Genomic DNA, 20,630 nt, shown 5'->3' with positions numbered 1-20,630 from the left:
AGGCGGTTTCCGGCCAGCAATCCACTGTTTCCCGCCAGGCCATCGGCACCCGGCAGGGTGCGGCTACTGCCGTGATCGTGAGGAGAATGAAGATGCGGATCGCCGGGGTAGTCGTGGCTGCGCTGACTGTGACGCTCGGGGTGCACCCGGCGTACGCGAGTGGGCCCACTGGGGTGACAGAGTTGACGGGGGTGACCGCCGCCGCCGAGACCGCTCCGAACTGGGACGACGAGGCCGGCGGCAATGCGAACGCGGACGATCCCGCGATCTGGATCGATCAGAAGGACCCCGGACGCAGCGTCGTCCTCGGCACGCTGAAGAACGGCGGGCTGACGGTCTTCGACCTCACCGGCAAGCAGGTGCAGCGGTTCGCCACGCCGCCTGCGCCGGAGGAGGGGCAGGAGTCGGGCCGGTTCAACAACGTGGACATCGTCGGGAACCTCGCCGTCGTCACCGACCGCGGCCGCGACCAGCTCCGCACGTACGCGATCAAGAACGGCCGCCTCACCGACGTGACCAGCGCCAACGCCCCGCTCGTGTTCAGCAAGGACAGAGAAGAGGTGCAGGATCAGCGGACGGCGTACGGTCTCGCGACGACCTCGATCAACGGGCAGCCTGTCGTCGCGGTGACCCGGCGGAGCGAGACCCGCGTCGCGTTCCTCCGGCTCGTCCCGGACGGCCGCGGGAAGACGACATACCAAACCGTATGGTATGTCGATCTGCCGGCGAGCTTCACGCTCACCGACGGGACCACGTGGTCGCCCTGCGAGGACCCGGGCGACCGGCCGCAGCTCGAGGGCATGGTGTTCGACCGCACCACCAACGACCTGTACGCCGCCCAGGAGGATGTCGGCGTCTGGCGCATCCCGCAGCACGGCAAGCCTGAACTGCTGGAGAAGGTCCGTGAGTTCGGCCAGAAGGCTGTCTATAACGAGCAGACCGAAGAGTGTGAGGCGGCCGGACCGGTCAGCCCGGACGCGGGGAAGCACCTCAGCGCGGACGCCGAGGGTCTGACCATCGCGTACGAGCACGGCCGGCGCACGCTGTACGCGTCCAGCCAGGGCGACTCGACGTTCGCGAGCTACCGGATGGACGGACGCCGACTGTTCTACCGCGCCGGATTCGAGGTCGTCGACGGCCCCGCGGCGGACGGCGTACAGCACAGTGACGGCGCCGCGGTGACCACCGAGCCGCTCGGAGCGCGGTTCCCGCACGGGCTGTTCGCCGTACATGACGGAGATAACACTCCGGGTGACGGCGACCGCGAGGGCACGAACTTCAAGCTGGTCCGGCTGGAGAAACTGCCCTGATCGAGACGAAGTTGTGACGCATGTCGTCGATGCGCCGGAAATCTGTAATATGAGCGCTGGGATGGGACCAGTAGGTGGACTGGTGTCTCATCCTGAGACCGTTTTCGGTACCGGCGTACCTGCCGGAGTCCAGACAGTTAGCGGATCAGGCACCTGCTCGGTACGGTGTCCGGCAAGATGGGAGTGAGACCGGTGAGGAGGTCCACTGCCTGCAGTGCATCAACCCCTGGAATCACGCGGACCAGCCTGCGAAAGCCTCATCCGGCGAAACGGGCCGGCCCCGTGCAACGTTGCGGTCGCGGCGATCCCGCGCTCGAACCCGAGGAGTGCATGTGAGTGAGTCGGTGCCGGGCCCTGCCCCGGAAGTGTTCGCGCCCCACGAGGCGCCGGTCAGTCCGCCCCAGGCCTCCGAGGAGGTCGAGTTCGTCCAGCTGCTGACGCCGGAAGGTGAGCGCGTCGAGCACCCGGACTATTCGTTCGACCTCGACGACGACGCGATCAAGGGCTTCTACCGGGACATGGTCCTGGTCCGCCGGATCGACTCCGAGGCGACCGCTCTGCAGCGCCAGGGTGAGCTCGGGCTGTGGGCGTCGCTGCTCGGTCAGGAGGCCGCCCAGATCGGCTCCGGCCGGGCGTTGAACGACAGGGACATGGTCTTCCCGACCTACCGCGAGCACGGTGTCGCGTGGTGCCAGGGCGTCGACCCGCTGCGGCTGCTCGGCCTGTTCCGCGGCGTCGACCAGGGCGGCTGGGACCCCAAGGACAACAACTTCCACCTCTACACGATTGTGATCGGCGCCCAGACGCTGCACGCGACCGGGTACGCGATGGGTCAGCAGCGCGACCACGCGATCGGCGACGCCGAGAACGGCGAGGCGACGATCGCGTACTTCGGTGACGGCGCCAGCAGCCAGGGCGACGTCAACGAGGCGTTCATCTGGTCCTCGGTCTTCAACGCGCCGGTGGTCTTCTTCTGCCAGAACAACCAGTGGGCGATCTCGGAGCCGATCGACCGGCAGACCCGGATCCCGCTGTACCAGCGCGCTGCCGGCTTCGGCTTCCCCGGCGTCCGCGTCGACGGCAACGACGTGCTCGCGACGTACGCCGTCACCCAGCAGGCGCTGAAGCGGGCCCGCGAGGGCAGCGGTCCGTCGCTGATCGAGGCGTACACGTACCGGATGGGCGCGCACACCACCTCCGACGACCCGACGAAGTACCGGCTCAACGAGGACCTCGAGCACTGGAAGCTCAAGGACCCGATCGAGCGCGTGCACGCGTACCTGGCCCGGCATGCCGGGGTCGACCACGACTTCTTCGACCAGGTCGAGGCCGACGCGGACAAGATCGCCGCCGAGCTGCGGGACGGCTGCCTCGCACTGCCGGATCCGGTGCTCACGGACTTCTTCAAGCACGTGTACGTCGAGGAGACCCCGCAGCTGGCCGAGCAGCGGGACCAGTTCGCCGCGTACGCCGCGTCGTTCGAAGGCGAGGGCTGAGCGATGACCAAGATCACTCTCGGCAAGGCCATCAACGCGGGCCTGCGGGCCGCGATGGAGAAGGACCCGAAGGTCGTCGTCATGGGCGAGGACATCGGCAAGCTCGGCGGCGTCTTCCGCGTCACCGAGGGTCTGCAGAAAGACTTCGGCGAGGACCGAGTCATCGACACCCCGCTGGCCGAGTCCGGCATCATCGGCACCGCGGTCGGCCTGGCGCTGCGCGGCTACCGGCCGGTCTGCGAGATCCAGTTCGACGGCTTCGTGTTCCCGGCGTACGACCAGATCATCAACCAGGTCGCGAAGATGCACTACCGCTCCGAGGGCCGGATCAAGATGCCGGTCGTCATCCGGATCCCGTACGGCGGTGGCATCGGCGCGGTCGAGCACCACTCGGAGTCGCCGGAGACGCTGTTTGCGCACGTGCCCGGGCTCAAGGTCGTCTCGTGTGGCGACCCGGTGGACGCGTACTGGATGATCCAGCAGGCGATCTCGTCCGACGACCCGGTCGTGTTCTTCGAGCCGAAGCGCCGCTACCACGAGAAGGCGGAGCTGGACGAGTCCGTACCGCCCGTGCAGCCGCTGCACCAGGCGAAGGTGGTCCGTGAGGGCACCGACGCGACACTGTTCTGCTACGGCCCGATGGTGAAGACCTGCCTGCAGGCGGCCGAGGCCGCGGTCGAGGACGGACGCAACCTGGAGGTTGTCGACCTGCGGACGATCGCGCCGCTGGACCTCGCGACGATCTTCGCGTCGGTCAAGAAGACCCGGCGGGCGCTGGTGGTGCACGAGGCGCCGCTGTCGCTAGGCACCGGATCCGAGATCGCGGCGCGGGTGACCGAGGAGTGCTTCTACCACCTCGAGGCTCCGGTACTGCGCGTGACCGGGTACGACACGCCCTACCCGCCATCGCGGATGGAGGACGACTACCTGCCGGACCTGGACCGGGTGCTGGACGGCGTCGACCGGGTGATGGAGTACTGATGGGCATCCAGCAGTTCCGCCTCCCCGACGTCGGTGAGGGGCTGGTCGAGGCCGAGATCGTCAGCTGGAAGGTCAAGCCGGGCGACACGGTCAAGCTCAACGACACCATCGTCGAGATCGAGACCGCGAAGTCCCTGGTCGAGCTGCCGGTGCCGTTCGCCGGCGTGGTCAAAGAGCTCCTGGTTCCCGAGGGCGAGACGGTAGACGTCGGCACCCCGATCATCTCCGTGGAAACCGAGTCGCCGGCCGAGGCTCTGGCCGACGACCTGGTGCCCACCGTCCCCGAACCGGCCGAAGAAACCGGCGGCCGCACCGCGGTCCTCGTCGGCTACGGCCCCAAAACCACCGAAGCCAAACGCCGAGCCCGCAAGCCACCTGCCGGCTCGCCCCCGGCTGCGGGTGGAGCTACCCAGCCGACGCCGGTCGCCGGCCCCGCCGCCGCACCCCCGGCCCGCCCGGCCGCAGCTCCGGCTGCCTCTTCCGCTCCGGCCGCCGCTTCCACCCTCACCCCGGCGCCACAGGCGCCGGCAGCCGCACCCGCGGCGCACGCCGGTGATGTTGCCGGAGGCAACGGTGTTGCCGTGCACGTGCTGGCTAAGCCGCCGGTTCGCAAGCTGGCCAAGGATCTGGGGATTGATCTGGCTGTGGTGACCGCGAGTGGGCCGGGTGGGATCATCACCCGGGCTGATGTCGAGGGTCATGCGGCCGCTCCGGCTTATGAGTCCGCTCCGGCCGAGCCGGCTTATGAAGCTGCTCCGGTGGTGAGTGGTCAGGGTGACACTCGGGTGCCGGTGAAGGGTGTGCAGAAGGTGATGGCGCAGGCGATGGTTGCCAGTGCGTTCACCGCGCCGCATGTGACCGAGTGGATCACCGTCGACGTCAGCGCCACGATGGAGCTGGTCGAGCGGTTGAAGGGCGACAAGGCGTTCCGCGACCTCCGCGTCTCGCCGCTGCTCATCGTCGCGAAGGCCGTCACCCTCGCGGCCCGTCGTACGCCGATCATCAACGCGGCGTGGGACGAGCAGGCGCAGGAGATCGTGTACAAGGGCGCGGTCAACCTCGGCATCGCCGCGGCCACCCCGCGCGGGCTGATCGTCCCGAACATCAAGGGCGCCGACTCGCTCACCCTGCCCGAGCTGTGTAAGGCGCTGAACGACCTGGTCGCCACCGCCCGCGAGGGCAAGACGCAACCGGCGGACCAGGCCGGCGGTTCGTTCACGATCACCAACGTCGGCGTGTTCGGCGTCGACGCCGGTACGCCGATCATCAACCCGGGCGAGGCCGCGATCCTCGCCTTCGGCGCCGTCCGCAAGCAGCCGTGGGTTGTGGACGACGAGATCGTCCCGCGCTGGGTCACCACGCTCGCGCTCTCGTTCGACCATCGCCTGATCGACGGCGAGAAGGGCTCGATCTTCCTCTCCGATGTCGCAAGCATCCTCGAGGACCCGGCCCGCGCACTGATGTTCTGAGCAACGTTCCACGAAGGCCCGGGTGGGCAACCACCCGGGCCTTCGCCCGCTCCTGGACCAGGTTTGCGGAAGCAATGTTGCGCCGGGTGGCAGAAATGTTCCGCGAACAGCGGCGCCGTGCTGTTTGACCTCAAGCGCTTGAGGTGTGTGACCGTGGGTCACATGACGAGCTTCACCATTCAGGAGGTGGCGCGGCGGAGCGGGCTGAGCGAGCCCACGCTGCGTTACTACGAGGACGTCGGCCTGGTCGGCCCGATCGACCGCGACGCCAGCAGCGGCCATCGCCGGTACGGCGACACCGACGTGGACACCCTCGAAGCGCTGGCCTGTCTCCGCGCGGCCGGCGTCGGCATCGACGATATGCGCACGTACCTGGCCAACCGGATCCGCGGTCGCGAGGCGGCGGCCGAGCAGCGCGACCTGCTGCTGCGCCACGCGGAGCGGGTCGAGGCGGAGATCGCCGCCCAGCGCGTGCGGCTCGAGTATCTCCGCGAGAAGGCCGCGCTCTGGGACGCCCGCGACCGCGGCGACGCGACCGCCGAGGCCGAGACGATCGAGCGCCTCATCGGCGTGGTGGAGGTATTGCGATGATCCTGGTCACCGGCGGTTCCGGCTACCTCGCCACCCACCTGATCGCGCGCCTCCTCCGCGACGGGCAGGAGGTCCGTACGACGGTTCGCTCGACGACGGCCCGCTCCGCCGAAGTGCGCGCCGCCGTACGCCGAGGTGGTGCCGACGATTCGGGGCTGGAGATCGTCGAGGCCGACCTGATGTCCGACGACGGCTGGTCTGCTGCGGTCGCAGGCTGCTCGGAAGTTCATCACGTCGCGTCGCCGATCCCGCTGACGCAGCCGGAAGATCCGGACGAGCTGATCATCCCGGCACGCGAGGGAACGCTGCGGGTACTGCGGGCAGCGCGTGACGCCGGCGCGCGGCGCGTCGTAGTGACGTCGTCGTTCGCGGCTGTCGGGTACACGCCGAAGCCCAGTGCCGAGTTCACGGAGGACGACTGGACGGATCCCGCTACGCCCGGACTTGCGCCGTACCCGCGCTCGAAGGCGATCGCCGAGCGAGCTGCATGGGAGTTGATGCGCGGCGCTGACACGGAACTCGTGGTCGTGAACCCGACCGCGATCTTCGGCCCGACGCTCACCACCGACCTGCGTTCGTCGACCCAGCTGATCAAGCTGATGCTCGACGGCACGATGACCGTGGCGCCACGAGCGCGCTTCGGCGTGGTCGACGTACGCGACGTCGCCGATCTCCACGTCCGCGCCATGGCCGAACCCGATGCCGCAGGCAAGCGTTTCCTTGCCGTAGCCAACGATCCGACCGTCAGCTTCCTCGAGATCGCCCAGATCCTCGGCCCGCCCGCGCCCACCGAAGAGGCGCCGGGCCCCGACCTGCCCCGCCCGATCATCCACAACGACCGAGCCCGAACCGAACTCGGCTGGCAACCCCGCGCCCTCAAAACCACCATCCTCGAAACCGCCGAAAGCCTCCGCAACCTCGGCCTAGCGCCAGGCATCCTCTGAACCTCACCGCCAGCCGACCCGTTCCAGCTCGCGCGCCGGGATGATCAGCGGACCGTCAGCGACGCCTCAGGCCACCGTCTGCGGCTGGCGTAATCCGGCTGCCTTCTGACGTGGGCGGTGAGATGGTGGGGCGGTGCTGGTGATCTTTGTGGTGCTCGGAGCGGCGGTTCTGCACGCCACCTGGAACGCGATGGCGCACGGGGCACCGGATCGCGTCGCCGGGCTGGCGTTGTTCGAGCTCGCCGCCGGGGTGATCGGTCTCGTCGCCATCCTGCTGACGGGTCTTCCGCCGGCCGGCACCTGGGGGTACATCGTCGCGTCGGCGCTGCTGCACCTTGCGTATTTGGGCGGGTTGCTGGCGTCGTACCAGCTCGGTCAGTTCAGCCAGATGTATCCATTGGCTCGCGGTACGTCGCCGTGGGTCGTCGCTGTGGTGTCGATCGTCGTACTGCACCAGCACCTGGCGGTTATCGAGCTGGCCGGCGTACTGCTGATCTCGGGCGGTCTGATCGGCCTGGTCTTCATCGGCCGTCCCGGCCGCCGTCAGTTGCCGGCGCTGCTCGCCGCGTTCGGCACCGGCTTGATGATCGCGTCGTACACGGTCGTCGACGGGGTCGCCGTCCACAAGATGCCGGTCGCGACGTACATGGGCTGGGTCTTCATGCTCCAGGGCTTCGCGGTCCCGCTGGCCGTCGTACTCTGGCGCGGTCCACAAGCCTTCAACCTGCCCAAACCCGCGATCTTCTCGGGCCTGTTCGGCGGAGTCGTCTCGATGGCCGCCTACGGTCTCGTCCTCTGGGCCCAAACCCGAGGCACCCTCGCAGCCATCGCCGCCCTCCGCGAAACCAGCATCATCTTCGGGGCCCTCATCGGCACCCTCTTCTTCAACGAACGCTTCGGCCCCAAACGCGCCGCAGCCGCCGCCGTAGTAGTAACCGGCATCGTCCTGATCACCCTCGGATAGGCGTACTGCGATCAGAGCCGATCGTCGGCGGCCGCTCCCCAGAGTCTTGCCACCATCTCGGTCTGGTTGTGCAAGTCGAGGGTGCCGACCTGGATGTGATGATCGGCGTCCGGAGGGTTCGCCGTGTCCGACTCGTGGAGCATGCGGAACTCATCGTCGGTCAGCCACACCTCGCGGGACTCCGCGCGCTGCCGCGCGTCTGGCAGATCCAAGGTCATATGCACGATCAGGCACCCGGGTAGCTCTCGTCTGTACAAGGCGCAGGTCTGTGGTGTGAGCACGTCAGCGACGACGACTTCGATGCCGGAGGCAAGGAAGTTTCGACCAAGGCCGCAGGCGTTGATCACACCGAGCCGCTGCTGCGCCTGGCCTTCCTGGCCCTCCCACGGAGCGACGCCGCCGGAGACGACGAGTTGGCGCACGTCGTCCACGTCAATGACTGCGCACCTTGGGCGACCTTGCGCCAGAGCACGCGCCGTCACGCTCTTTCCTGCCGCAGGTCCACCCGTGAGGATCAATGGTGGAAGAGTCATCGGTCCTCCTGAGATGCGTCCGAGGAATAACCGTATTGAAAGACGTATCCCAGTGATTGGCGATGGGCTCGAAGTGAGTTACCGGACGCGGAACGTCCGGAATCGGGAGTACGTTGCCGGTATGTCCGACTTCACGATCAAGGCGCTCACGCCGGAGACGTTCGATGACTTCGCCGCTCTCGTCGAGCGGAACAAGGGCATGTTCGCCAGCTGCTGGTGCACGCATTTCCATCCCGATTGCGCGGAGAAGGGCCAGACCGCCGAGGGGAACCGGGCGCTCAAGCAACGTCTGGTGGCCGACGGGATCGCGCACGCGGCGCTGGTCTACGACGGCGACCGGGCCGTCGCCTGGGCGGAGTATGGATCACCCGAGGAGCTGCCCAACATCCAGCACCGCAAGGAGTACGTCGCCACTGCCGAGCGACTGCCCGACTACCGGGTCACGTGCATCCTGGTCGAACGCGGTGTTCGCGGTCAGGGCCTTGCGGCGATCGCCCTGCGCGGGGCCGTCGACCTGATCGCGCAGGCCGGCGGCGGACTCGTCGAGGGCTACCCGCACGACACCGGCGGCGTCCGGAAGAAGAACTCGTCGTTCCTGTACAACGGCACCCGCACGATGTACGAGCGCGAAGGCTTCACCTACGACCGCCCCAAGGGGCTGGGCAACTGCGTAATGGTGCGCGAGGTGGCCCCAGCCACACACGCCTGAACCAGCCCAGCGGTCGACGCGGAGCTGGCGGTCGATGGGCCGAACCACATTCACCCCGACCGCAGTTCGGTCGAAGACAGGTGATGAGTGAGTGGGGGTCCCGGGCGGTGGACCCCCACTCGGCTTGTTAGCGGTGGACGGCGTCGAGGGCGTCGGCGATGCCTTCGCCGTAGAAGGCGTTGTTGGCGGTGGTGCCGGTGCAGCGGGCGTCCGGGGTGGTCGGGCAGGCGGTGTCGTCGGCCTCGCGCTGGAGGGCTTGTTCGAGGTCGCGCGGGCCCCACCACGGGTGGGTGGACTTGAGGAGGGCTGCGATGCCGGTGACGTGCGGCGACGCCATCGACGTACCGCTCATCAGGCCGTAGCCACCACCGGGCAGCGTGGACAGGATCGAGCTACCGGGTGCGGCGACGTCGATCTTGTTCAGGCCGAAGTTCGAGAAGCTGCTCTTGGCCCGCGCCTGCGTGGTGCTGGCGACGGTGATCACGCCGGGGAGCTCGGTCGGCATGTCGAGGCAGTTGTTGTCGATCGTCCGGCTGACGGGGGTCGAGTCGTTCGGGCTGGTGGTGTCGGTGGTCTTGTTGGCCAGGTCGTAGTTCGAGTTGCCGGCTGCGGCGACCGACAGCGTCCCGCGGTCAGCGGCCCACGCGTACGCGCGCCGGACCGCTTCCTGCACCGCGCCCTGGTCGCCGTTGTCCTTGCACCAGAACTGGAACGGGTCGATGAAGTAGCTGTGGTTCGTCACGTCCATGTGGTGCTCGGCGGCCCACACGATCCCGCAGATCGAGTACTCCGGGTAGATGAAGCCGTCGTCGTTCACGACCTTGACCGACGCGATCCGCACCCCCGGGGCGACACCGACGATGCCCACGCCGTTGCGCGCCGCGGCGACGGTGCCCGCGACGTGCGTGCCGTGCGGGCTGGTCGTCGGCCGCCAGATGCCGGGCGTCTGATCCGGTACGCCGTTCTTCACGCAGCTGACCGAGTCACGTGCATCGAAGTTCGGCGCAAGGTCGGGGTGGGTGTCGTCCACGCCGCTGTCGTTGATGCCGACCAGCACGCGCCGCGAGCCGTCGGTCACGGTGTGAGCCTGGTCCGCCTTGATCTGGACCATGTCCCACTGCTCGCTCTCGCGCGGGTCGAGCACCGGCGTCGCCGTGGTCTCATCCACCGAGCCGACCGAGTTGACCGACGCGGCCGAGCTCAGCCCGCTCGCCCCCTCGCTGACGGCCGCGGTCCGGGTGGCGCCGACGGACTGCACCTCCCGCCCGTTGTGTCCGGCGCGCACGTCGACCTTGAAGTTCGCGTTGGTCGACTGCGCGACCACCACCCCGAACTCCCGGTACGACGAGAGCACCGTCCCGCCGGCCTGCTTCACCGCGTCCTCGACCTTCCGGACATGGCCCGGCGAGGCCTTGGTGTTGATCACGTAGTTCATCAGGGGACCGGGCGTGGGGTTGTCGAGCGGTGCGGCGTACGCCGTCGCGGCGCTGAGGGACGTCAGCGCCAGCGTGGCCGCGGCCAGGCCGGCCGACAGCCGGCGGGGACGGGAAGTTCGGGACACGCTGCCTCCTCGGAGCTGGGCCCGGGCGGACGGGGCCGGGCCGTATCCGGAGACTCTAGAGCGGATTCCGGACAGACGGAGTTCCTTATCCACAACGCAGGGGAAACCCTGCATTCGTCACTACCGAGCGTCCACCCGTTCACGCTCAGTTGCCCACATCCTGTGGATCTGCCTGTGGATAACTCGTGGACAAGCTGGGGAATAACCCGCCCGGCCGGTGGATTGAGGTGTGGGTAAGATAGATACAACAGAGATACCAGTCGTATGGGTGGGGAGTTTCAGTGGTGAGCGGGGCGCCGGAGCCGGCGAGTGATGCGTTGATCCTGGGAGACCAGACCGCGGAGATCGCCCGGGTGGTGGTCGAGGCGGCGCCGGGGGTGGAGAAGATCCCCGCGGCCGAGCGCGTGTACGCGTACGTGAAGGCGGCGATCCTGGACCGCGTCTACCCAGGCGGCGAGCTGCTGACCGAGGGCGAGCTCGCTACCGCCGTCGGAGTCTCCCGTACGCCGGTCCGCGAGGCCCTGCTCCGCCTGGAGGAATCCGGACTCGTCAAGCTGTACCCGAAGAAGGGCGCGCTTGTCCTGCCCGTCCTGCCGCAGGAGATCGAGGACGTCCTCGAGGCCCGCGAGCTGCTCGAGACGCACGCCGCCGCCAAGGTCTGGCCGCGGCGCAAGCAGTTGATCGAGCGGCTGACCCAGCGCGTCGACGAGATGCGCGCCCACCGCAAGGCGGGCGACGCGAAGAGCTTCCTGGAGGCCGACCGGGCCTTCCACGAGGCCATTGTCGGTGCCGCCGGCAACGAGATCCTCGCCAAGCTCTACAACAGCCTGCGTGACCGTCAGGTCCGGATGGGCGTGCCCGGTATCGAGGTGCAGCCCGCGAGGATGGACAAGTCGATCATTGCGCACCAGGAGATGATCGACGCGCTCGGCGGCAACAGCGTCAAGCGGTTCCGTGAGCTCGTCGTCGCGCACATTGCCGAAGCCGCAAATGATCTGCGAGGCGCTCGGTGACCGAACTTCTCTTCCCCCTGGGCGGTCGGCGAGCCTGGGCGGTGTGGATCACTGCTGTCCTGACGTACCTCGTCACCGTGCTGCACCGCGGTTCGATGAGCGTGGCCGGCCTACAGGCCGCTGAGCGCTTCCACATCTCCGCATCCGCACTGGCCAGCTTCACCGTCGTACAGCTCACGGTGTACGCCGCCATGCAGGTGCCCGTCGGCATCCTGCTCGATCGGTACGGCTCCAAGCGTTTGCTGATCGCTGCGTCCGGACTGCTGTTCGTGGCGCAGTCCGCGTTCAGTCTGGTCGATTCGTACCCCGCTGCACTCGCGGCACGCGCCGTACTGGGTGTAGGCGACGCACTGGTGTTCATCAGCGTGCTGCGTGTGGTCATGTCCTGGTTCCCCGCACTGCGGCAGCCAGTGATGTCACAGGCGACCGGAATGCTCGGTGGTCTCGGAGCGATCATGTCGACCGTTCCGATGGCTGCTGCCTTCCACGCCTTCGGATGGACTCCGACGTTCGCGGGTGCGAGCGTGCTGAGCCTCGTGGCCGGCGTACTGGTGCTGTTCCTCATCAAGGACACGCCGTACGACGAACCGCTCCGCCGCGCGAAGCAGCCGCTCCACGAGGTCAAGCAGAACCTGCGTCGTGCCTGGAAGGAGCCGGGCACGCGGCTGGGGCTGTGGACGCACTTCACCACCAGCTTCTCCGGCAGCACCTTCGGACTGCTCTGGGGCTATCCGTTCCTCGTGCAGGGTCAGGGCGTCGCGCCGACGACCGCAGCGGCAATGCTGATCATCCCTGTGCTCGCTGGGCTCTGTTACGGCCCCCTGGTCGGGCGGTACGCCGCTAGGTTCCCGTTCTACCGGTCGTGGATCGTGCTAGCGGTGATCGCCGGCTCGGTGCTGATGTGGACCGTAGTACTGCTGTGGCCGGGCCGTGCGCCGATGCCGGTGCTCCTGCTGCTGATCGTCGTACAGGCTGCTGGTGGTCCGGGGTCTATGCTCGGGCTGGACTACGCGCGGACGTTCAACCCCGCGACCCGGTTCGGTGCGGCCAACGGGATGGTCAACACCGGCGGGTTCATCGCCACGCTGCTGTGTATCGGCATGGTGGGCATCCTGCTCGACACCTCGTCCGGTGGGGCGCCGCAGACGATCGAGGACTTCAAGTTCGCGCTGGCGTTCCAGTACGTGCTGTGGGCGATCGGCACGCGGCAGATCCTCAAGTACCGCCGCAAGGCGCGCGGTCACCTGGCCCGCTACAACCCGGAGGCCTACCAGGCCTTGCTGGCGAACCAGATCGTCCCCCTGAAGGGCTGAGACAGCGCGCTGGCACGGGGTGTCAGGCAAGTGCCAGGTCGGTGACAGGGCAGAGGGCCAAGGTAGTCCCAGTGAAGTAAGGCCACTGGGAGGAACTGATGACCACAACGAACCAGGTCGCCATCGAGGCGGTCGGTCTGGTCAAAAAATATGGCAACACCACCGCGCTTGCCGGCGTCGACCTGAGCGTGCCCACCGGCACGGTTCTCGGCGTCCTCGGTCCGAACGGCGCCGGCAAGACGACCGCGGTCCGCATTCTCGGCACCCTGCTCCGGCCCGACGCCGGCCAGGCGACGGTCGGCGGGTACGACGTCGTACGGGAGGCCGGCAAGGTCCGCAGCATCATCGGGCTCACCGGCCAGTACGCCTCCGTCGACGAGGACATGTCCGGTCGCCGGAACCTGATCATGATCGGCCGGCTCCTCGGGTTCTCGCGGGAGCAGTCCCGGGCCCGGGCGGACCAGCTGCTCGAGCGGTTCGAGCTGACCGACGCGGGTGAGCGGATCGCGAAGACGTACTCCGGCGGTATGCGCCGCCGGCTCGACCTGGCCGCGAGCCTGGTCGGCAACCCGAGCATCCTGTACCTGGACGAGCCCACCACCGGTCTCGACCCGCACGCCCGCAACGGCGTCTGGGAGACGATCCGCAACCTGGTCCTCGACGGCACCACCGTCCTGCTCACCACGCAGTACCTGGAGGAGGCCGATGCGCTGGCCGACTCGATCGTGGTGTTCGACAAGGGCTCTGTGGTCGCGTCCGGCCGTCCGGCCGAGCTGAAGGCGCAGGCCGGCAAGCAGTCGCTGGATGTCCGCCCGGCCGAGCCGGCGCACCTCGAGCGGGTCGCCGCGATCGTCGCGGAGTCGACCGGTACGCGTCCGAGCGTCGACGTGGTGAACACCCTCGTCAGCGTTCCGGTGAGCGACGGCTCGTCGATGCCGGTCGTCGTACGGCGGCTGGACGAGGCCGGGATCGCGGTCACCGAGCTGTCGCTGCGACTGCCCAGCCTGGACGAGGTCTTCCTCGCCCTGACCGGTCACACCGCCGAAGAGAAGAAGTCCGACGCCGTACTGGAAGGAGTGGGTCGGTGACCACCGCAACCCTCGAACCACCTACCCAATTGGGCCACCGGTCACGGCCGTTCGCCTGGGTCTCGCAGAGCCTGACGCTCGCCTGGCGCAACATCGTCCGGATCCGGCAGAACCCGGAAGCGCTGGCGGACGTGACGTTCCAGCCGATCATCTTCCTGGCGCTGTTCCTGTTCGTCTTCGGCGGAGCGATCGCGGGCGGTGGCGGCTGGCGCAGCTACTTGCCGGTTCTGCTGCCCGGCCTGCTGGTGCAGACCGTCGTGTTCGCGACGATGGGCACCGGGGTCGGCCTGAACGACGACTTCGCCAAGGGCGTCTTCGACCGGTTCCGCAGCCTGCCGATCGCCCGGATCTCGCCGCTGATCGGCGCGGTCCTCGGCGACGCGGTCCGGTACTCGCTGTCGATCGTGATCCTGATGACGAGCGGATTCGTGCTGGGCTTCCGCTTCCACAACGGCGTCGGCAACGGCCTCCTCGCCATGCTGATCGTGCTGCTGTTCGCGCTGTCGATGTGCTGGATCTGGGTCTGGCTCGGCCTCACCATGAAGACCGCCCAGGGCGTCCAGGGCATCGCGTTCCTGGTGATGTTCCCGCTGACCTTCGGCAGCAACATCTTCGTCCCGACCAGCACGCTGCCGGGTTTCCTGCAGGCCTTCACCAAGGTCAGTCCGATCACGTACCTGGTCAACACCGAACGCGCCCTGATGGGTGGCGGTGCGGTCCAGAAGCCGTTGCTGATCACGCTGGCCTGGATGGTCGGTCTGGTCGCGGTCTTCGCCCCGCTGGCGATCCGCGCCTACCGCCGCCGTACCTGAAATCTGTCGGTGGTGAGCGTCAAGGTGGTCGTATGACGACGAACTGGACGCTCACCATCGACTGCGCGGACCCGGCCGTGGTCGCGCGCTTCTGGTGTACGGCGCTGGGCTACACCGAGGCGGATCCACCGACCGGGTGGGACACGTGGGAGGACTGGCTGACCGCGTTGAACGTCCCTGAGGACGAGTGGAACGACGGCGCCTCGATCTCCGACCCCGACGGCATCCTCCCGTCGATCTCGTTCCTCAAGGTCCCCGAGCCCCGGACGGTCAAGAACCGCCTCCACCTCGACCTTCAGGCAGCCGGCGGCCGTGCCGAGCCCCAGCACCTGCGCGAACAACGCATCCGCTCCAAAGCCGAAACTCTGCTGACCGCCGGCGCCACCCTGATCCGCGAAGTCCCGATGGAGAACTCCACCACCCTCGACCACCTCTGGATGCAGGACCCGGAAGGCAACGACTTCTGCGTGGTCTAGCCGGGGTTGATCTCGCTGAAGGCCAGCGGTTGACGGGTGCAGAGGTAGGTTGCCCAGTGCAACTTTTCGGGCGTGCCCGAGGAGTCGCGGGTGATCTGCAGGAGTTCGCCGGTCTCGCGGCCGGAGACGGTTCGGTAGGTGTCGGCGGCGATCTTTTCGAAGACGGCGGGTGACTGCCACTCGGCGGCCGCCGGGGACTTGGCCTGGAGTACGCCGTTCTTCACCGTGAAGTTGAACGGGCTGCCCTCGGTGAACCAGGTCCCAAGGACACCGGTCAGCTCGGACGGGACCTCGGTGCCGGGGACCCAGGCCTCGGGCGGCAGCGGGTCGTCCTCGAGCACCTTGATGATCAGGTCGGTCGCCAGTGCGCTCGGGGCCGGCGAGGACGTCGAGCCGAACAGCGCGATACCCGCAGTACCGGACTCGCGGTCGACGAACGTCGACGTGATGTGGCCCGGCATGCCGCCGTCGTGCCCGACGAACAGCCGGTCGCCGCGGCGCAGCAGCATGAACCCGAGCCCGAACGCGAGCTGCCAGCGGTCCACATCGGCCATGATCTGCACCTGGCACATCTCGTCGAGGGTGTCCTTCGACAGCACCTCGTCGACCGGGTTCGCGACGAACATCGCCCACTTCGCCAGGTCCTCGGCCGTCGATGCGAGGCCGCCGCAGGCGTCCATCGCGCCGATGTCGAGCAGCGGCTCCCGGACCGGTACGTCGGTCCACGGCGGCACGTAGTACCCGATCTGGGCCGGTCCGCCGTCCATGCCGACCGTCGTACGGCGCATCTCCAGCGGGTCGAGGATCCGCGCCTTGACCGACTCGTACCAGGACCGGCCGTCGATCCGCGCGACGATCTCACCGAGCAGCGCGAACACGAGGTTGGAGTAGTGGAAGCGGTGGTGCGGCTTGCCGATCCGCTCCGCGTCGTTCCACCCGTCGACCAGCTCGTCGCGGGAGGGGAACTTCATCAGGTCCCACACGTCGCCGACCGGCTCCCGCTGCATGCCGCTGGCGTGGCTCAGCATCTGCCGCACGGTGATGCCTTCGTGTTTGCTGCCCGGGATCAGCTTGTCGACCGTGTCGTCCAGGGTGAGCTTGCCTTCGTCGCGCAACGCCATGATCGTGACCGCGGTCAGCGTCTTGCTCTGCGATGCGATCAGGAACTGCGAGTCCGCGGTCGGCGGTACGCCGGGATTGTCCAGGTCGGCCGATCCGGCTCCGGTCGACCAGGCCAGCTTCCCGGCGCGGGCGACAGCGCCCACCACCCCGGGAACCCGGCCCTTCGCTTGCCGCTCGGCGACGATACGGGTGAGTGCGTTCTGGGTCTGCTCGGCGATATCTGTCACGAGTTCCGACCTTAAGGGAGGTGGATGACAAAAGGCAGGGGGATTTGGTCGGTTGGATATGCGAGGCTGGTGGGGTGCGCATAGCGGTGCTTGGGCCTCTCGCGATGTGGGCGGCTGACGGGACTCCGCTCGACATCCGCGGCGTCCGCCTGCGCGGACTGCTCGCGCGCCTCGCGCTGAGCGCCGGGCGGCCGGTCAGCGTCGACACGCTCGTCGACGGCCTGTGGGGCAGCGAGGCCCCCAGCGCGAACGCTCTGCAGTCCCTGGTGTCCCGCCTGCGGGCCGGTCTCCCGGCCACCGAGTCGAGCATCTCGGTCCAGTCCGGCCCGGCCGGCTACACGCTCACGATCGGTCCGGACTGCGTCGACGCTCTCCAGTTCGAAGATCTGGTACGCCGCGGCCGCGCCCTGCTGACGACCGAGCCGGAGCGGGCCCACGCCCTCCTGACCCAGGCCGACAAGCTGTGGCGCGGTGAAGCCCTCACCGACCTCCGTGACCTCCCGTTCGCGGCAGTCGAGGCGGACCGCCTGGCCGAGCTGCGCCTTGCCGCCGCGGAGGATCTCGCCGAGGCCGCTGTCACCTGCGGCCAGGCGCGTGACCTGATCACCGACCTCGAGCAGCTCGCCGTCACGCACCCACTCCGCGAGCGCGTCCACGAACTTCTTATCCGCGCTCTGTACGCCGACGGTCGCCAGGCAGAGGCCTTGGCGGCGTACGAACGGGTCCGGACCACGCTGGCCGATGAGTTGGGCGCCGACCCCGGCATCCGGCTCCGCGACCTCCACGTCTCGGTACTGCGCGGCGACAGCGTCGACCCAACCGCCAAGTCCTCCGCAGTACCAGCTCCTGTGCCTTCAGCGCCGCGTAGCAACCTGCGTGCTCCGCTGACCAGCTTCGTAGGGCGCCGGGAGGACGTGGCCGAGCTGACCCGGTTGATGAGCAACGGGACCCGACTGGTCACCATGGTCGGCCCGGGTGGCGCCGGCAAAACCAGACTGGCCACCGAGGCCGGTAGGACGCTCGTAGACCAGAGCGGCGACGGCATCTGGTTCGTTGAGCTCGCGCCACTCGGAGACGCCGCCGATGTGGCACCAGCTGTCCTGTCCACTCTCGGCGCCAGCGAGTACGTCGACGTGCAGCCGGCCACCTTCGCGCCGAAGCACATCCCGACCAGCCGGGCTGCAACGCTTCGGCTCGTCGAGGTGATCGGCGACCGCCGCGTCCTGCTCGTGCTCGACAACTGCGAGCACCTGATCCAGGAGGTCGCCGGACTGGTCGACTCCCTGCTTGCCTCCTGCCCGCGGCTCCGGGTGCTGACGACCAGCCGCGAGCCGCTGAGCATCCCCGGCGAGCACCTGCATCCGGTCGGTCCGCTCGCGATGCCGCCCGACGACGAGCACAACGACACCGACGACTACCCGGCGATGCAGCTGTTCGTCGACCGGGCGCGCGCCGTACGCCCGGACTTCATGCTGATCGACAAGAACCGGGACGCGGTCGCCGAGATCTGTCGCCGGCTGGACGGGATGCCGCTGGCGATCGAGCTGGCCGCGGCTCGGTTGCGGGCGCTCACGCCGCCGCAGATCGTGGACCGGCTCGCGGACCGGTTCCGGTTGCTGACCAGCGGCTCCCGGACCGCACTGCCCAGGCACCAGACCCTGCGAGCCGTTGTCGAGTGGAGCTGGGACCTGCTCGACCCGGACGAGCAGGCGGTCGCCAGGCGGCTCTCACTGTTCTCCGGCGGCGCGACGCTCGACGCGGCCGAGCAGATCTGCAGCGACGACCGCATCCCGCCAGAGGCCGTGCTCGGTGTGCTCGCCTCCCTTGTGGACAAGTCCCTCGTGGAGGCCGCGGCCGACGAGCGGTCCGTGCGCTACCGGATGCTGGAGACGGTCCGTGCGTACGGGGCCGAGCAGCTGAAGGCCTCGGGAGAGTACGACCACTTCCGGCGCAAGCACACGGCGTACTTCAGCCGGATGCTGCGCCAGGCGCGGCCGAAGCTGCGGACCGGTGAGCAGATCCAGTGGATCGCCCGGCTGACCGCCGACAACGAGAACCTGCTCGACGCCCTCCGTACTGCGATCGACATCGGCTCGGCACGGATCGCCGTACAGATGGTTGCGGTGCTGGGCGAGTACTGGACGATGAGCGGTCGTCCGGCCGAGGCGGTCAACTGGATGCGGGCGGCTCTGGCCGTGCCGGGAAAGAGTGTGCCGCTGGACAAGGCCGAGGCGCTGTACCTACTCGCGCTCGGGCAGATGTCGAGCGGTGATGATCCGGCGAAGTCGTTCCAGCAGATGATCCGCGGACTGGCGACGGTCCGCTGGATGACGCGGCGGCACCAGCAGCTCGTCGACGCCGGGATCGGACTGTTCACCAACGCGGTCTGGGCAGCGATCCGGCGGGACAAGGCGACCTGCTTCCGGGAGCTCGAGGCGGCCGGCGAGCATCGCGATCCGTGGGTCCGGAACATGGGCGTGATGATGGGCGCGATGTTCCGCGAGAACGAGGGCGAGGTCGAGCAGATGGCGGCCAACCTGACGGTCGCGCTCGCCGGCTTCCGGCAGCTCGGTGACCGCTTCGGTACGTCGATGGCGTTGCGCGGGCTCGCGGGCTACCAGGCCAACACCGGTGATCATGCTCTGGCGCTGGAGTCGCTGATCGAAGCGCGCCACCTGATCGAAGAACTCGGTACGACCGAAGGTGTCGCGCAGTTGCTCGGCGGGGCCGCGATGGCCCGGATCGAGCTCGGCGACCTGGACGGTGCCCGGGCGGACCTGGAACGCGCCTTGCGGCTGTCCGAGGAGACAGGGTCCCGCGGCAGTGAGGCCATGACCTACATGGGATTCGCGCGGATCGCGTACCGGACCGGTCAGTTCGACGAGTCGAGGGATCTGGCGGAGCGCGCGTACGGGTTGCTCGACCTCGAGGCGGAGCGGGTCGCGCCGCACGGACAGGCGAGCATGCTCGCGCAGCTGAGCCGGACGAACGCGGCCACCGGCGACCTCGAGCTGGCGCAACGCCGCAACCAGGAGTCCGTGCGGTTGGCGCTGACCACAGAGGACATGCCGCTCGTCGCTTCCGTCGTCGAGACCGCGGTGGATGTGGACCTGGCCGCGGGCGAGACCGAGACGGCGGCGCGGACCCTCGGGATGACAACGGTACTGCGGGGGATGCGCTCGATCCCGGACGGCGACGTACAACGGTCTGTCGATCGCCTGCGTGATGCCTTGGGCAACGAAAAGTACGACGCCTGTTATGCCGCCGGCGCCGCACTGACCCGCGAAGAGGCGGTCGCCGAGCTTCGCAAACGCTACAGCTCCGACTAAGCGGTGATCAGCTGTACGGCGAGGTCCCGCAGTGAGTTCTGCACCTTCTGCTCCGGCGGCCGTGGTTCGGCCAGCATCCAGTCGTAGACGACGGTGTTCACCGCGCCGAAGAACGCCAGCGCGAGGAACCGGAAGTCCTTGCGCTTGATCTCACCGCGCTCGACTGCGGTGTCGCCGAGGTCGCGGACATTGCCGATCAGCAACTCCCGGAACGCGATCCGCTGCTCCTCGACCGCGGGGCTGGTGCCGACCACCTCGACGAACGAGATCCGCGCCCGGCGGAGGTCGGCCATGATCGTGCGCAGGTACGAGTCGACGGCCGCGGTGATCCGCTCCCGGACCGGTCGGTCGGCGGTCCGGCGGAGCGCATCTCCGGTGCTCCGGACCGCCAACTCGATCACCTGCGCGTGCACGGCGAGCAGTACGGCTTCCTTGTTCTGGAACTCGTGGTAGAAGTGCCGGGTGGACACTTTCGCCTGTGTACACAGGCGTTCCACGGATGTCGCCGGATATCCTTCGGTCCCGAAGAGTTCGAGCGCGGCGGCCAGCAACCGTTCCCGGCGCGCGGCCTTCCACTCCTCGACTGACCGCCCGGAATAACGGCGTACGGAGGGTTCCCTCATCACACCTCTTGTCGCTACCCCGTGCCAGATGCCGGACATCCTATCCACCCCTCGGCGCAGGTGTAACCG

Annotated in this window: 18 protein-coding genes; 14 read left to right on the top strand and 4 right to left on the bottom strand. The window is 68.3% G+C overall.

Features of this window, described 5'->3' with window-relative positions:
- Window positions 1-86: 86 nt before the first annotated feature.
- From EV653_RS37455 to EV653_RS37425, 7 genes are all read left to right on the top strand, one after another.
- A complete protein-coding gene (locus tag EV653_RS37455) occupies window positions 87-1,310 on the top strand; it encodes a phytase (protein WP_134110718.1) in 1,224 nt (407 codons plus the stop codon).
- Window positions 1,311-1,642: 332 nt separating this feature from the next.
- The gene (gene pdhA / locus EV653_RS37450; protein ID WP_134110716.1) at window positions 1,643-2,806 is read left to right on the top strand and encodes a pyruvate dehydrogenase (acetyl-transferring) E1 component subunit alpha; all 1,164 of its coding nucleotides are present in this window, start codon (window positions 1,643-1,645) and stop codon (window positions 2,804-2,806) included.
- Between the two features lie 3 nt (window positions 2,807-2,809).
- Window positions 2,810-3,787, top strand: a complete 978-nt coding sequence (locus tag EV653_RS37445) for an alpha-ketoacid dehydrogenase subunit beta (protein WP_134110714.1) — start codon at window positions 2,810-2,812, stop codon at window positions 3,785-3,787.
- Window positions 3,787-5,256: a dihydrolipoamide acetyltransferase family protein gene (locus tag EV653_RS37440; RefSeq protein ID WP_202872002.1), complete on the top strand. Its 1,470-nt coding sequence runs from the start codon at window positions 3,787-3,789 to the stop codon at window positions 5,254-5,256. Before EV653_RS37445 ends, EV653_RS37440 begins: the two co-directional genes overlap by 1 nt.
- A gap of 162 nt (window positions 5,257-5,418) precedes the next feature.
- Window positions 5,419-5,847 (top strand): MerR family transcriptional regulator, encoded by a 429-nt coding sequence (locus EV653_RS37435; protein ID WP_134110711.1) that lies wholly within the window; start codon window positions 5,419-5,421, stop codon window positions 5,845-5,847.
- Entirely contained in the window at window positions 5,844-6,791 is a 948-nt protein-coding gene (locus tag EV653_RS37430) for an NAD-dependent epimerase/dehydratase family protein (RefSeq protein WP_134110709.1), read from the top strand. The genes EV653_RS37435 and EV653_RS37430 overlap by 4 nt, the downstream gene beginning before the upstream one ends.
- Window positions 6,792-6,924: 133 nt before the next feature.
- Entirely contained in the window at window positions 6,925-7,755 is an 831-nt protein-coding gene (locus tag EV653_RS37425; RefSeq protein ID WP_202872001.1) for a DMT family transporter, read from the top strand.
- Window positions 7,756-7,766: 11 nt separating this feature from the next.
- On the opposite strand, the gene EV653_RS37420 is transcribed toward EV653_RS37425, so the two are convergent.
- The gene (locus EV653_RS37420) at window positions 7,767-8,186 is read right to left on the bottom strand and encodes a hypothetical protein (RefSeq protein ID WP_134110707.1); all 420 of its coding nucleotides are present in this window, start codon (window positions 8,184-8,186) and stop codon (window positions 7,767-7,769) included.
- A gap of 223 nt (window positions 8,187-8,409) precedes the next feature.
- Here EV653_RS37420 and EV653_RS37415 point away from each other — a divergent pair, with 223 nt between their 5' ends.
- Complete coding sequence (locus tag EV653_RS37415) at window positions 8,410-8,997, top strand: GNAT family N-acetyltransferase (protein ID WP_134110705.1); 588 nt, start codon at window positions 8,410-8,412, stop codon at window positions 8,995-8,997.
- Window positions 8,998-9,124: 127 nt separating this feature from the next.
- On the opposite strand, the gene EV653_RS37410 is transcribed toward EV653_RS37415, so the two are convergent.
- Window positions 9,125-10,558, bottom strand: coding sequence for a S8 family peptidase (locus EV653_RS37410; RefSeq protein WP_134110703.1), 1,434 nt, complete (start codon window positions 10,556-10,558; stop codon window positions 9,125-9,127).
- 284 nt (window positions 10,559-10,842) lie between these two features.
- Between EV653_RS37410 and EV653_RS37405 the strand changes: the two genes are divergently transcribed.
- The 5 genes from EV653_RS37405 to EV653_RS37385 all read left to right on the top strand — a co-directional run bounded on the left by EV653_RS37405 (window position 10,843) and on the right by EV653_RS37385 (window position 15,260).
- On the top strand, window positions 10,843-11,571 hold the full coding sequence (locus EV653_RS37405; RefSeq protein ID WP_238160703.1) for a GntR family transcriptional regulator: 729 nt from the start codon (window positions 10,843-10,845) through the stop codon (window positions 11,569-11,571).
- Complete coding sequence (locus tag EV653_RS37400; protein WP_134110701.1) at window positions 11,568-12,884, top strand: MFS transporter; 1,317 nt, start codon at window positions 11,568-11,570, stop codon at window positions 12,882-12,884. Before EV653_RS37405 ends, EV653_RS37400 begins: the two co-directional genes overlap by 4 nt.
- Before the next feature lie 98 nt (window positions 12,885-12,982).
- The gene (locus EV653_RS37395) at window positions 12,983-13,972 is read left to right on the top strand and encodes an ATP-binding cassette domain-containing protein (RefSeq protein WP_134110699.1); all 990 of its coding nucleotides are present in this window, start codon (window positions 12,983-12,985) and stop codon (window positions 13,970-13,972) included.
- The gene (locus tag EV653_RS37390) at window positions 13,969-14,784 is read left to right on the top strand and encodes an ABC transporter permease (protein WP_134110697.1); all 816 of its coding nucleotides are present in this window, start codon (window positions 13,969-13,971) and stop codon (window positions 14,782-14,784) included. Before EV653_RS37395 ends, EV653_RS37390 begins: the two co-directional genes overlap by 4 nt.
- Window positions 14,785-14,816: 32 nt before the next feature.
- Complete coding sequence (locus tag EV653_RS37385; RefSeq protein WP_134110695.1) at window positions 14,817-15,260, top strand: VOC family protein; 444 nt, start codon at window positions 14,817-14,819, stop codon at window positions 15,258-15,260.
- On the opposite strand, the gene EV653_RS37380 is transcribed toward EV653_RS37385, so the two are convergent.
- Window positions 15,257-16,609 carry a serine hydrolase domain-containing protein gene (locus EV653_RS37380; RefSeq protein ID WP_134110693.1) on the bottom strand — a complete coding sequence of 451 codons (1,353 nt, stop codon included), beginning with the start codon at window positions 16,607-16,609 and terminating at the stop codon, window positions 15,257-15,259. The genes EV653_RS37385 and EV653_RS37380 overlap by 4 nt on opposite strands.
- 86 nt (window positions 16,610-16,695) lie before the next feature.
- Here EV653_RS37380 and EV653_RS37375 point away from each other — a divergent pair, with 86 nt between their 5' ends.
- Window positions 16,696-19,938: a BTAD domain-containing putative transcriptional regulator gene (locus EV653_RS37375; protein WP_134110691.1), complete on the top strand. Its 3,243-nt coding sequence runs from the start codon at window positions 16,696-16,698 to the stop codon at window positions 19,936-19,938.
- Here the strand turns inward: EV653_RS37375 and EV653_RS37370 are convergent.
- A complete protein-coding gene (locus EV653_RS37370) occupies window positions 19,935-20,561 on the bottom strand; it encodes a TetR/AcrR family transcriptional regulator (RefSeq protein ID WP_134110689.1) in 627 nt (208 codons plus the stop codon). The genes EV653_RS37375 and EV653_RS37370 overlap by 4 nt on opposite strands.
- Window positions 20,562-20,630 lie beyond the last annotated feature (69 nt).

The organism is Kribbella pratensis (assembly GCF_004365355.1).
In the GTDB taxonomy this organism is placed as follows: Bacteria; Actinomycetota; Actinomycetes; order Propionibacteriales; family Kribbellaceae; genus Kribbella.
The sequence above is the reverse complement of the archived record's forward strand: the minus strand, read 5'-3'. Positions and strand labels throughout refer to the sequence as shown.

Bases quoted from the DNA above. Each gene is read 5' to 3' on its own strand.
- EV653_RS37455 (WP_134110718.1), top strand. From the start codon at position 87: ATGAAGATGCGGATCGCCGGGGTAGTCGTGGCTGCGCTGACTGTGACG.
- EV653_RS37445 (WP_134110714.1), top strand. From the start codon at position 2,810: ATGACCAAGATCACTCTCGGCAAGGCCATCAACGCGGGCCTGCGGGCC.
- EV653_RS37440 (WP_202872002.1), top strand. From the start codon at position 3,787: ATGGGCATCCAGCAGTTCCGCCTCCCCGACGTCGGTGAGGGGCTGGTC.
- EV653_RS37435 (WP_134110711.1), top strand. From the start codon at position 5,419: ATGACGAGCTTCACCATTCAGGAGGTGGCGCGGCGGAGCGGGCTGAGC.
- EV653_RS37430 (WP_134110709.1), top strand. From the start codon at position 5,844: ATGATCCTGGTCACCGGCGGTTCCGGCTACCTCGCCACCCACCTGATC.
- EV653_RS37415 (WP_134110705.1), top strand. From the start codon at position 8,410: ATGTCCGACTTCACGATCAAGGCGCTCACGCCGGAGACGTTCGATGAC.
- EV653_RS37395 (WP_134110699.1), top strand. From the start codon at position 12,983: ATGACCACAACGAACCAGGTCGCCATCGAGGCGGTCGGTCTGGTCAAA.
- EV653_RS37385 (WP_134110695.1), top strand. From the start codon at position 14,817: ATGACGACGAACTGGACGCTCACCATCGACTGCGCGGACCCGGCCGTG.
- EV653_RS37370 (WP_134110689.1), bottom strand. From the start codon at position 20,561: ATGAGGGAACCCTCCGTACGCCGTTATTCCGGGCGGTCAGTCGAGGAG.